Origin of the sequence: Gabonia massiliensis (genome assembly GCF_001403595.1) — a bacterium.
GTDB classification, from domain to species: Bacteria; Bacteroidota; Bacteroidia; order Bacteroidales; family Coprobacteraceae; genus Coprobacter; species Coprobacter secundus.
The window spans coordinates 1,480,126-1,493,926 of the sequence record NZ_LN877940.1 but is presented as its reverse complement, the minus strand read 5'-3'; the positions used below and the strand labels follow the sequence as shown (position 1 = coordinate 1,493,926).

Annotated in this window: 6 protein-coding genes; all 6 read left to right on the top strand. The window is 41.6% G+C overall.

Annotation, left to right across the window (positions count from 1 at the left end):
* Positions 1-4 precede the first annotated feature (4 nt).
* Genes BN2628_RS17080 through BN2628_RS17295 form a run of 6 tightly spaced genes read left to right on the top strand, consistent with a single transcriptional unit; the run spans position 5 to position 13,722 of the window.
* Positions 5-2,701: a LamG-like jellyroll fold domain-containing protein gene (locus tag BN2628_RS17080; protein ID WP_082430190.1), complete on the top strand. Its 2,697-nt coding sequence runs from the start codon at positions 5-7 to the stop codon at positions 2,699-2,701.
* A gap of 8 nt (positions 2,702-2,709) precedes the next feature.
* Positions 2,710-4,674, top strand: a complete 1,965-nt coding sequence (locus tag BN2628_RS15670; RefSeq protein WP_044230500.1) for an exo-alpha-sialidase — start codon at positions 2,710-2,712, stop codon at positions 4,672-4,674.
* Positions 4,675-4,731: 57 nt separating this feature from the next.
* Positions 4,732-6,687 carry an exo-alpha-sialidase gene (locus BN2628_RS15665; protein WP_044230457.1) on the top strand — a complete coding sequence of 652 codons (1,956 nt, stop codon included), beginning with the start codon at positions 4,732-4,734 and terminating at the stop codon, positions 6,685-6,687.
* Between the two features lie 46 nt (positions 6,688-6,733).
* Positions 6,734-10,759, top strand: a complete 4,026-nt coding sequence (locus BN2628_RS15660; RefSeq protein WP_055099797.1) for a hybrid sensor histidine kinase/response regulator transcription factor — start codon at positions 6,734-6,736, stop codon at positions 10,757-10,759.
* An 18-nt stretch (positions 10,760-10,777) separates the two neighbouring features.
* Positions 10,778-12,340: a family 78 glycoside hydrolase catalytic domain gene (locus BN2628_RS17300; RefSeq protein ID WP_087880354.1), complete on the top strand. Its 1,563-nt coding sequence runs from the start codon at positions 10,778-10,780 to the stop codon at positions 12,338-12,340.
* The gene (locus BN2628_RS17295) at positions 12,319-13,722 is read left to right on the top strand and encodes an alpha-L-rhamnosidase-related protein (protein ID WP_087880353.1); all 1,404 of its coding nucleotides are present in this window, start codon (positions 12,319-12,321) and stop codon (positions 13,720-13,722) included. Before BN2628_RS17300 ends, BN2628_RS17295 begins: the two co-directional genes overlap by 22 nt.
* Positions 13,723-13,801: the final 79 nt, after the last annotated feature.

Below are 13,801 nucleotides of genomic sequence, written 5' to 3'. Positions count from 1 at the left end.
AACTATGAACATAAAAAATAACATTCTGATAAAATTATCATTGGTAAGCTGCCTGATTTTCTGTGGTTTCTGGTTAATCGCACAAAACGATTTATTCATTTACAAAAATGGATCCATAATTTTCCAAGGTTCTACAGAAAACATAGACCAAGTAAAAATAGAAGACAATAAAACTAAAATTTCTATATACGACACATCCGGTAAGACCCTGTACAGCGAAGCTCTTACCCAAATCGACAGTATTACTCTTATCGAAAAACCTATAGCCGATGTCTTGGATGTCGTTTTCAATGAAGACGGCTCGGCCACAGATATCTCCCCCATGAAAAATAACATTGAGGCTGTAGGTACAAAAACATATTACAATGATATATACAATAGATATGTATCTACATTTGATAATACCTGGGCCGGTAAAACATCTTCATATTACAAAATAAACTATGCCAATAACCAGGCATTCAAGGATGCTCTTGCCGACGGACATACCTTAGAAGCTGTCGTCATGGCAAACTATGAATCACCTATCGCAAACGGAGAAGCTAAATTTTTTGCATCTCACGAACGTGGAGGTACGGGTCTTATGGTGTGTAAAACAAACAACGGCATGAATGAGACAAATGAACTCACATTTCTTCCTAATGTCTCATCAGGAAACAGTACATGGCGTTGGGGAACCAGTGGTATAGTACCCCAACCGCGAGAATATTATCACATAATAGGCGTATGGAATAAAGAAGAGGCAAAAGTCTATATATACATAAACGGAGAATTAAAAAATACAGTTGATACTGAAGGTAATTTTATATTCCCAGTAAACGGTTCCGACTGGTTTGCCATCGGCTGTGATGCAGGACCTACTGCCCAATTAGGATGGAGTGGAGACGTGGTAATCGCCCGTATATATGACAAACCTCTGAAGGATACTGAAGTAAAACTACTATGGAACGATATTGAAAAGCTACAGAAAAAACCGGTAGCAGATATACTCGATGTCGTATTCAAAACCGATGGTACCGCCGAAGATATTTCCCCTATGAAAAATGTCATTACAACAAACAACAGTGGAGCGTTATCTACATATTATAGCAATACTTACAAACGATTTGTCGCTAAATTCGGGAATACGTGGGCCGGTGCTACTTCAGGATTCTACCGCATTGATTATGCCAATAATGATGCTTTCAAAGAAGCTTTGAAAGATGGTCATACTTTAGAAGCTGTCGTTATGGCTGACTTCGAACCGCCTATCTCCAATGGAGAAGCTAAATTCTTCAGTTCACACGAAACCGGAGGTACCGGATTGATGGTTTGTAAAGCATTCAGAGGTTTAAACGGGAAAAACGAACTCTCATTCTTGCCTCACGTCGGGGGAGACTGGAAATTTGTCACAAGCGGTATAGCACCTCAACCTCAGATATACTACCACATCATTGGAACTTGGAATAAAGAAGAAGGAAAAGCCAGGATATATATAAACGGTGAACTGAAAAATACGATAGAAGCTGTCGGGGAATTCAAATTCCCAAAAGATAATTCAAACTGGTTCGCCATCGGTTGCGATGCCGGGCCTACGGCCCAGTTGGGATGGAGCGGGGATGTGGTATTAGCTCGTGTCTATGACAACCCGCTTACCCCTCACGATGTTGCCGTGCTATGGGACGAAGTGAAGAAGCTACAGGAAAATGCCGTAGTCGATATGGTAAGTGACATTGACTTCATCTCAGGTATCGCCGTCAAAATTGGAGCTACTTATAATATCTCCGGTACCGGATTTACCGAAGACGATAAAGTCATTTTCACTTCCGTAACCGATGCATCGAATATACAGACCCTAAACTGTACACTCAACGGAGAAAACGGTATATATATCACTATCCCGGAAGGATTCCAATCCGGGCAATACCGTATGATGCTTTTACGAGGTGAAAACAGACAAGACCTCGGACTGACAAAACTCCAAATCGTAACAAAAATGCCCCAACCGGCTCAAATCATAGCCCACAGAGGATATTGGGATACAGAAGGGTCTGCTCAAAATTCTCTGACAGCAATACGAAAAGCCCAAGAACTCAATCTTTATGGGTCGGAACTCGACATCTGGCTTACTACCGACGGACATCTCGTTCTCAACCACGATGCAACTTTGAATGGAGTAACTATTCAAAATTCGACATACGAACAAGTAAAAGACCTTACGCTAAGTAACGGTGAAAAAATAGCACAATTGAGCGATTGTTTAACACTTATCAAAGAGAGTGAAAGCCCTACAAAACTAATTATTGAAATCAAGACTCACTCAACGGCTGAACGAAATATGGCCGCAGCAAAAGCTGCAGTCGAGGCCGTTGCCGAATCCAGAATGCAAAACAAAGTAGAATACATAGCTTTCGATTTAGATATCTGTAAAAAAATCGTTTCCCTCGATGCCTCAGCCAAAGTCTCGTATCTGGCAGGAGGAATTGCCCCGGAAACACTCCATACCTATGGCATCAGTGGATTAGACTATCATATTCAAGAATTCCGAGACAATCCACAGTGGATAAAACAAGCAAAAGACCGGGGAATGTCGGTAAATGTATGGACTGTCAATTCAATCGGAGATATTGCCGAAATGACTAATGAAGGAGTACAATTTGTAACTACCGACAAACCTTTAGATGCCCTGAAAGTCAAACAATATTACGAAAATAATCAATGAACAAAAAAATGAATGTACATATAAATTTCAAAACCTCAATACTCATTATGTTTTTACTTGCAGCATACAATATATATGCCGTCAGTAAAGACCCATATTCCGGTTCTCGGATTTTTTGGGATACCGATAGTGAACTGACCCTATTCCCTTCCGGCAACTATGCCCGTATCATACAGCTTCAAGACGGTCGTATCATGGCCGCAGCCGAGTCCGGAGGCGGAATATCGGTATGTTACAGTTCCAACTACGGAAAAACCTGGACCTCCCCTGAGTTGATTGTCAGGCAACAAAGTCTGATACCATACGCTGTACCCGACCTGATACAATTGACCGACGGTACCATACTTGTCGGATTCAATCCTCGGCCATCATCCCCATATAGCGAAAACCGAAAATTCGGTATACGTACCATGATAAGTCATGACAACGGAAAAAACTGGGAAGGACCTATCTTTATCTTCGATGCCCAATATATTTCTGATAATGGATGCTGGGAACCTTCATTCCTTGAATTGCCTTCAGGAGAATTACACTGCTATTTTGCCAACGAAAACGACTTTACATTAAGCAACGAACAGTGCATATCGATGTGCCGCTCATTCGACAAAGGGAAAACATGGAGCGATCCTGTACGCATATCCTTCCGGCCCGGTTCCCGGGACGGTATGCCGGTGCCTATCATAACCGACAATGGAGAAATTGCAGTAATCATTGAAGACAACGGTTGGCCGGGATACTCAGGGTTCAGAGCAACGACAGTACGATGTCCGCTTTCAGACAATTGGAACAGCGTCATAGGAGCCGACAGCCCAAACCGAAATATCATATTTGCCAATACAAATGACAAAAAATATAAATCTGCAGCTCCCTATCTGCGCAAATTACAATCGGGTGAAACCATAGCTTCCTGGCAAGGCGACTATGGCGACCGCAAAGGAGTCGGAGAATCTCAATATGATATGTTTGTTGCCGTCGGGGACAAAGATGCCAAAAATTTCAAAGCCATAAGTGCTCCCTTCAATCTCTCCCTGTCCCAACATTCATTATGGAACTCAATAGCCGTTGTAGGAGACGGCAGTGTAATTGCCCTTGGCTCCATAGGAGACCCGAATACCGGAAATGCCATAAAAATGATAAAAGGATATCCCAAAACATATTTTGAGGCCGACTTCGGCACCCCCGTTCTCGATGGGTCGGCTTCAGGCGACACATGGACATACAAAAATGCCCAACAGGTATTTATGGGTAACGTTACCAAAAACAAAACAACAGCCGATTTTTTGTATGACAACAAATATCTCTACTTCACAGCAAGAGTAATAGATCGGGACATCTACACCGACAAAGTAGACAACGACGGTATTTTCCTGTCTCTCGACTTGGAAAATGCCTGCGATACATACCCACAAAAAGGGATGTTCCAGTTTTTCCTCGATGTCAATGGGAACGTTACCATGAAATATGGAGATAATAATAACTGGCATGATGCCGACAATACCGAAGATATAACCTATATCGTCAATACAAAATCTTTTTATTACGATATGGAAATAGCCATTCCCTGGAAACTGCTTGGTTACGAAACAGCTCCTGTACAAAACCAAATGAGAGTAAATCTGGAAATTCGAAACCGTAAAGACGGAGCTGTCGAAAAAGAAATAATACCCGAAACACTGGCTAAGCAATCTTGGAGCTGGATGGAGTTCAGACTGAATAAAACTGAAAGTGGTATCCAAACACCACTTTCAGACAACCAGAACATAATAGCATACACCGAACATGGAACACTGAATATAAAAAGCAATACCGATATCTCCGGTATCTCTGTATACGCTTCCAATGGAGCTCTGCTACATCAAACTCAAAGTTACGGTAATTCGTACCAGATTCCTCTATCCTATTCCGGAAACGGAATTCTTAAAATCAAACTCGCAAACGGAAATACCGTATCCAAAAAGATTTTATTTCCTTGAAGAGTTTTATTATTTTTTAATTTATATTTATCACAAAAAAAATCAATTCTCCACTTTATGAAAATACGATTAGTTACTTTAGCAATCATCCTCACCGCTATTACATCTGTGGCTCATGCCAAGCGGGTAGACCCATATAAAGGTTCTCGGATATTCTGGGATACAAGTAGCCAGACAACAATCTTCCCCACAGGAAATTACGCCAGATTGATAGAATTGCAAGATGGTCGTCTGCTCGCAGCTGCCGAAAGCGGAGGCATTGCCATATCTTTCAGTGAAAATAAAGGAAAAACATGGAGTGCTCCAACCAAAATAGTCAGCCCTTCAAGCAAAATGTTCCTTGCTGTACCCGACCTTATTCAACTTTCTGACGGAACAATTCTGGTAGGATATAATCCGAGACCCGAAGCACCCTATTCCGAAGAACGCCGCTTCGGAATACGTGTAGTACGCAGTACCGATAATGGAGCTACCTGGAGCGAACCCATTTTTATATTCGACGCTAAACATAATTTCGACGACGGATGTTGGGAACCCTCATTTCTGGAACTGCCCTCAGGAGAAATTCAATGCTACTTTGCCAACGAGAACGAATACACGTCAAGCAACGAGCAATGCATTTCCATGTGCCGCTCTTTTGACAAAGGCCTTACCTGGAGCGAACCCGTAAAAATAAGCTTTCGAGCCAATTCTCGTGACGGTATGCCGGTACCGGTACTTTTAAAAGACAAAAGCGAAATTGTTGTTATCATCGAAGATAACGGTTGGCCGGGACGAGGCAATTTTGCCGCTACTACGGTACGTACCACACTCGAAGATAACTGGACGAGCGGCTATGTAGATGCCGGAAGTTCCAATCGCAACATGATTTTCGAAACCACTCCTGCTGTTGGAATCATATCGGCAGCACCTTATTTGCGGGTACTACCCTCCGGAGAAACTATCGCATCATATCAGGGAAATGAAAATAGGAACGTTACCGATTTGCAATACTTTGACATGTTTGTAGAAGTGGGTGACGAACACGCCCGAAATTTCAAAGCACGAAGCACACCTTTTGCTTTAGGAGCGGACAAGCATTCCATTTGGAATTCCGTTGCCGTAATCGATACCGGAATTGTCGTTGCCGTCGGTTCTATAGGAGAACCCAACAAAAACAACTCCGTACAAATTATCAAAGGCTACCCCAAAAAATGTTTCGAAGCAAAATTCGGCACTCCTGTAATTGACGGAGCAGCATCAGGAGACACATGGACATATAAGAATGCCCAACAGATATTTATGGGTAACGTTACCAAAAACAAAACAACGGCAGACTTCCTGTACGACAGCAAATACCTCTATTTCACAGCAAGAGTAGTAGACCGGGACATATATACCGACAAAGTAGACAACGACGGTATTTTCCTATCACTCGACTTAGAAAATGCCTGCGATACATATCCGCAAAAAGGGATGTTCCAGTTTTTCCTCGACGTCAATGGGAGTGTTACCATGAAATACGGGGAAAACAATAAATGGAATGATACCGACAATACAGAAGGCATAAAATATTCTGTAAACATAAAATCCATATATTACGAGATGGAAGTAGCCATACCTTGGGAACTACTCGGCTACGAAACAGCTCCTGTACAAAACCAAATGAGAGTAAATCTGGAAATTCGGAACCGCAAAGACGGAACTGTCGAAAAAGAAATAATACCTGAAACTCAGTCAAAACAATCATGGAGCTGGATGGAATTCAGACTGATTGATAACGCGACCGGTATATCACCCGTCACGACAGACAATAATAAAATAAAAACTATCATCCAAAATAAAGTCCTTAATATTTACGGAAACAACGACATGACCACTGTTTCCCTATATTCCTTCAACGGAATGATTTTGCACCAGGCAAGAAACTGTGGCTCAGTCTACCGGATTCCCCTTCCCTACTCTGGGGGAGGAATCCTGAAAATACAACTCGAAGACGGAAGTGTCGTGAACAAAAAAATATTGTTCCATTGAATCGAACCCTCCATTCCAATTCACAAACAAATCAATTTTTCGCCAAATGCCTAAACATCTGTCATCACTTATCTTATTGATTATCCTTACGACGGTTTTTCCACAATCACCGGCAGCCAAAACCAACTTCAGATTCATGCATATCACCGGCAAAGACGGACTGCCGTATCAGCAAGTTGAAGAGCTCCTCCAAGATGATAAAGGACGACTATGGATAGGAACGCGCAACGGTCTGTCCCGGTACGACGGATATAACATCGTGTCATACTTCAATCAGGAAGATAACCAAAACTCACTGACACATAATACGATAGAATGTATCTTTCAAGACAGTAAAAAACGTATATGGATAGGTACCCACGACGGGACATGTCTCTATCGTCCGGAAACCGACGACTTCAAACGATACGAACCGATAGCATCATCTATCATAGAGACCCACGATGGCAAAATTGTTTGCGGAGGGAAACAACTATATTATTATGACGAAAAAAGTGACAACTTCATTTTAGTACAACGTAAAGACTCTGAATATATCATATCCTTAGCCGTCGACGAACAAAACAGAATATTTGTCGCTACAAACAATTCTATCTTCTATTATGACTCCTCCTTTACGAAAACAACACAAATAAATCCGTCCTATTTTTCAGATTTTCTCACCGGATTCGACGGAATCATACCCTTATATTTTGACTCCAAAGGATTATTATGGATTGGACGCAACGGAAAAGGGGTTATGAATATAAATCTCACTACCGGCGAATCAAAAATATACCATCCGGAACAAATCTCTGACGGAACAGTACGATGCATTACAGAAGACGATATGCACCGTATATGGCTCGGAACAGAAAAAGGTGTTACGATAATCCATCCTGACGAAAATATTGAAATCCTGCAACAAAATTTCGTAGATAAAAACAAGTTAAATGACAACGCTATCTATACAATACTCTGTGACCGCGACGGTAATATCTGGATAGGAACATATTTTGGAGGTATCAATATATTGCTCCGAAAAAACGAACAATTCGACTGGATAGAACCAGGATACAACTCTACTAACCTCAAAGGAAAAGCTGTAAGAAAAATCATAGAACCGCAAAAGAATATTCTGTGGATAGCTACCGAAGACGGAGGACTGAACATTTTCAATACAGAGACCAATGATATTACGGTATTCGACCACATTCCTATTTTAGGGCACAATATACACGACATACTCTACGACGAACAAAAAAATTCCATGTGGATAGGAACATTCCGCAATGGACTATTTTTATACAATCTATCCACCCGACAATGGCAACAATACTTGCCTGAAAATGCGGAAGGACTGCCTTCCGATGCCATTTTTTCTATCAAAAAACAACGCAACGGAACTATATGGATTGCCACCACGCAAGGATTGCGATATTACGATGTCGAAAAAAATACATTCTGTACCGTAAACCACAACAAACTGGATATAGACTTCATCTATTGCTTATACATAGACTCTGACGACAATGTATGGGCCGGAACACGTAACAATGGGCTTTTTCGCATCGATAACAAAAGCAAAGAAATAGTTGGATGGTCGACCCCTACCCTAAAAGACTATTACATTACCTATCTATATCAGGACTCAAATCAAAACATCTGGATAGGAACCAATAACAACGGGCTCCAATACATCGAACCTACAGGAATGCAAGTACGCTCTCTGAGTCCGGAATTGTCTCTATCGAAAAACACAATTTGCAGCATTATCGAAGACCAATCCAAACAACTCTGGATAGGTACAGGACAAGGGCTGTATCGGCTCAACAAAACCAGAAACGATATCATCCGATATACAGAAGAAGACGGTCTCCCGACCAATCAATTCAATTTTTCCTCAGCCATTCATGCCCAAAACGGATTATATTACTTCGGCAGCGTCAACGGATTGATATCATTCGATCCTACTCATATGAAGAACGAACGGAAAACATTCGAAGTGCACCTTACACAACTGATTATAGATAATCAGATACTGACAGCTAACTCTCCCGACTCACCTCTTACGACTGAAATCGATAACATGGAAAGTATCACCCTATCGTATGACCAGTCTCGTTCGTTCAGCATCGAATACGCAGCCATCTCGTTAGGAAATACAAGCTCTATCAGTTACCAGATAAGACTACTGGGGATAGACGACACTTGGCACAACGTCGGACAAGAACGCAAATTCGTCGGGTCAAACCTATCATCAGGCACATACACGTTGCAGATAAGAGCCAACAATTCTAATATGGGATGGGAAAAAGAAGCTATCAAAGAAATTAAATTAATCATTCAACCCCCATTCTATCTGTCATACCCGGCATATATCATCTACTTCATACTCTTCGCTTTAGCCATCTACTTTACACACCATATATTCTCCATCAGGCTGAAAGAAAAAAATGAAGTACGGATTGCAAACATGGAAAAAGAGAAACTCGAAGAACTGAACAAAATAAAACTAGACTTTTTCACTTCGGTTTCACACGAATTGAAAACCCCATTATCTCTTATCATGGCACCATTAAAATATATATCACAGCACTATCCGTTAGCAACCGAAGCCTCAGAGAAACTGGATGTAGCTATCAAAAATACCGATAAGATGGTAGGGCTCATTGATGAGCTGGTAACATTCAATAAAGTAGAAAGCGGTAATTTCCAATTTTATATACAACAAGGCAATCCTCTCGAATTTATAGAAAGTATCACCCGGACATTTAAGGAAAGCGCTGCAGAAAAACAAATACAACTGTTTACTCACTGTGAAAATAATGGTGAAACTGTCTGGTTCTCTCCCTCTTATGTAGAACGAATAATGAACAATCTGCTTTCCAATGCACTCAAATTTACCTCTGCCGGAGGCAAAATCTTTGTAAATGCATCCATTATAGACAATGCAGACAAATGTACATATCTCCATATTGAAGTCAGGGACACCGGCATAGGGATAGCTAAAGAAGAGCTCGAAAACATCTTCAACAAATATTATCAGACCAAACGGGGACACAACAAGAACAACAAAGGCTGGGGGCTCGGGCTTGCACTGGTAAAAAAACTGGCCGAAGTACACAAAGGAAATGTTTCTGTAGAAAGCTCTATCGGACAAGGTAGTACCTTTACGGTAAATTTGAACGTTTCAGAAAAAGCATTTGATGCCAAAGACAGAATCAATGCCGACAAAGCTGAAGTATCCCTCAACCAATACGAGTTCACGACTCCGATGCTGGTCAACGCAAATGTCACATCCCATGTCCCTAACGAAAAAACAGAACTTCAGTTTTCAATTCTCCTTGTCGAAGATAATACGGAACTGCTTTGTTTCCTCTCCGAAATATTTGCTCCAAAATACAATATATTCACTGCAGAAAACGGTAAAGATGCCCTAAACGTCGTAACGGATAATCCTATCGACCTGGTTATTTCAGACATTATGATGCCCGTTATGGACGGTAATACACTATGCCAAAAACTTAAAAACAACATCTCATCATCCCATATTCCCGTCATACTGCTCACTGCAAAAAACGATGCCAAAGATATAGCGGAAGGCTATGAAAGCGGAGCCGACGCGTACGTACAAAAACCCTTTGACCCGCAAATTCTCGAACTACAAGTCAATAATATCCTCAAAAACAGGCAAATTTTACGTGAAAAAATGGTCGATAATCAGAATTCTGACAACATCGAATCAGTATCGTTAAGTAAATTTGATAAAGAATTTATAAATAAAATAAACGACCTTATTGAAAAAAATATGGACAACGACGAATTCTCGATAGCTGACATTACCTCCAGCCTGAGTATCAGCCGTAGTCTGTTACATATCAAGATGAAAAGTCTGCTCAACATCTCTACCGGTGACTACATACGCAAAAGACGCCTGAACAAAGCCTGTTCACTATTGAAAGAAGGATATAACGTATCGGAAACAGCATATCATACAGGATTTGCCGACCCGAATTACTTTTCAAAAGCTTTCAAAAAAGAATTCGGAGTAAGCCCGACAGAATATCTGAATAACAACCATAAACAATGACCCGAATACCTGTCCGTTATGTACCTTACATCAAAAAAAAGTCTGTTGTTTACAGCCATGCTGGCCATATTTGCAGTCATCACATACGCAAAAGAATCTTGCTTTACCTCAGTGACAGGATTACAAGTCGAATACTTGCACAATCCCATCGGAATCGACGTTAAAAAGCCCAGATTCAGCTGGAGAATAGAATCTAACAGACCCCGCATCATGCAATCCCATTATAGGATCACGGTTACCTCTGGCAAAGACAACTCGGATATCATCTGGGATTCAGGCAAAGTAGAATCAGGACTATCCGTACACATCCCTTATGACGGTCCGCAACTCCAACCCTTCACCCGCTATCATTGGAAAGTAGCCGTATGGGACAATCATGGAAACCAAATAACGACAGCAAGCCGTACCGGCTCATACTTTGAAACCGGCCTGCTAAATACCGGATGGTCAGGAGCACAGTGGATAAAGCCGGCAGGTAACAAACTCCGTAAAGATGCCGTTCTGCTCTTCAGGTCCGAATTCAATATAAAAAAAGAAATCGAATCGGCCCGTATATACTCGACAGCATTAGGAATATACGACGTGTTTATCAATAGTAAACGCGTAGGCAACATTTCAGATAACGGAAAGACGACTTATGATGAACTCAAACCCGGTTGGACCAATTATTCGAAAACTCTATTCTACAACACCTATGACATTACCCCCTTCTTAAATAAAGGAGGCAATGCTATTGGAGCCGTAGTCTCCTCAGGCTGGTGGGCCGGAGATATCGCTCACGGTGAATACGGCAACCCGGATTTAGGTTTTCTCGCATTACTTCGCATAAAATATACCGACGGCACGATAGAATGTATCACAACCCATCCCGACACATGGAAATCTAACGACAACGGAGCAATAACAAGTGCCGATATCTATGCAGGTGAATGTTACGATGCCCGACTGGAATCCAGTTGGAATTCGTTCGGTTATGACGATACAAATTGGAAAAGGACAGAAATAAATCACGGCTTTCACGGAAAGATAACATCATTCATTGGCCCCAGAGTACAAGTACGTCCGGAGTTAGAACGTTTTCCGGTAAGTTGTATAAAATATAACGGTAGTACCCCCGATGCCTATGGATTCGGTACAATAGACACTGTAGAAATCTGTGATGCAAAAAAAACTGTAAATCTCACAAAAGGAGATACAGCCGTTTACGACATGGGGCAAAACATGGTAGGATGGATAAAGTTTAAAGTAAAAGGTAAACGAGGTACCCGCGTTACATTCCGATTTTCAGAAATGCTGAATGACAACGGCAGTATCTCCAGAGGCAATGATGGCCCCGGTGGAAGCCTGTATCGTACTATCCTCCGCACAGCAAAAGCCACTCTCCAATACACTTTGAAGGGAACGCCGGAAGGAGAAATATTCCGACCGTCCATGACGTTTTTCGGATTTCGCTATTGTGACGTGTCCGTTACCGATGACCTATCGATAGAATCACTCAAAGGTGAAGTTGTCGGTACCGTAAACGAAGAAGGTTCTCACTTTATTACCAACAACGATTTATTACCAACAACGATGCTGTAAACAAACTGTATCGGAATATCTTATGGGGACAACGTGGAAACTTCTTAAGCGTCCCTACCGATTGTCCGCAACGTGATGAAAGGCTGGGATGGACCGGAGATATTCTCGCTTTCTGCCGTGCTGCTACCTATAATGCCGACGTCAATGGCTTTTTCTGTAAATGGCTGGGGGACGTAAGAGACGGTCAACGGGAAGACGGTGCATTCTATGACCTTGCCCCTCGCGTATGGGGAAATGAAGTAGGCAATGCTGCTTGGGCCGAAGCTGCACTGGTCGTTACATGGAATACTTATCTGATGTACGGAGACCTGAGAATTATCGAAGAAAACTACGATGCTATGGAAAGATTTATGCAACAACGAGCAACTCAAGTATTCGACGGTTATAAATACAATGGTGGAGGCATCACCCACGGAGACTGGCTGGCTCCTGAAGGAAACGAGCCTGGAAAAAAACGATGTATTGCCGTATGCTTCTACGCTTATTCTGCCCGGTTGATGCAAAAAATATCCGAAGTCATGGCAAAATATCATGGGAAAAAATACGAACAGAAAGCTTTGGAATATAAAACTTTGTACACCAATATCAAAAAAGAATTCCAAACTCGTTATATAAACTCCGACGGTACCTTGGCACAAGATGGACAGACAACATATTTACTCGCTCTGAAACTGGACCTCTTCCCCGATACTCAATCGGCAAATAAAGCAATAGTCCATCTCGACAGTCTCATCAAATCGAATGATAACCGTCTCGGTACAGGATTCGTTGGTACGGCAATCATCAATCAGACCCTGAGTGAATGCGGACTATCAGAAACGGCTTACAATCTGCTGTTACAACGTAAAAACCCATCTTGGCTATATAGCGTAGACCAAGGCGCTACGACTATTTGGGAACGGTGGAACGGGTATACATACGAATCGGGATTCCATCCGCAAATATCTATGAACTCATTTAACCACTATGCCTATGGAGCCGTTTTAGAATGGATGTTCCGATATATGGCTGGAATCAACCCCGATATTGACAATCCGGGATTCAAACACATTACCCTGTCCCCGCATATAGATTCACGTAATGCAATCCCGACAGGGCAAGAACGCATAACATACGTCGATGCCTCTTATGAATCCCACTACGGCAAAATATCAAGTTCCTGGAAAATAAATAAAAAAAACGGCAACATAAAATATGATTTTACAATCCCGACAAATACTACGGCTACTGTAATTCTTCACCTACAGGACAAATGCAACAAAATAAAATGTAACCAACGTTCTCTGGACAAAGTCGCCGGTATCGTATCTCATAAAACCGACAATACCAAATCCATAATAAATTTATTACCGGGAAAATATAGTTTTACTGTTAGCAAATAATACTGATACTTTCGTCTCAAAAGACTATAATTAGACAAAAAAACACTTTTTCAGAACATGGTTACCCATATTTAGGCGT

Bases quoted from the DNA above. Each gene is read 5' to 3' on its own strand.
- BN2628_RS15670 (WP_044230500.1), top strand. From the start codon at position 2,710: ATGAATGTACATATAAATTTCAAAACCTCAATACTCATTATGTTTTTA.
- BN2628_RS17300 (WP_087880354.1), top strand. From the start codon at position 10,778: ATGTACCTTACATCAAAAAAAAGTCTGTTGTTTACAGCCATGCTGGCC.
- BN2628_RS17080 (WP_082430190.1), top strand. From the start codon at position 5: ATGAACATAAAAAATAACATTCTGATAAAATTATCATTGGTAAGCTGC.
- BN2628_RS15665 (WP_044230457.1), top strand. From the start codon at position 4,732: ATGAAAATACGATTAGTTACTTTAGCAATCATCCTCACCGCTATTACA.
- BN2628_RS15660 (WP_055099797.1), top strand. From the start codon at position 6,734: ATGCCTAAACATCTGTCATCACTTATCTTATTGATTATCCTTACGACG.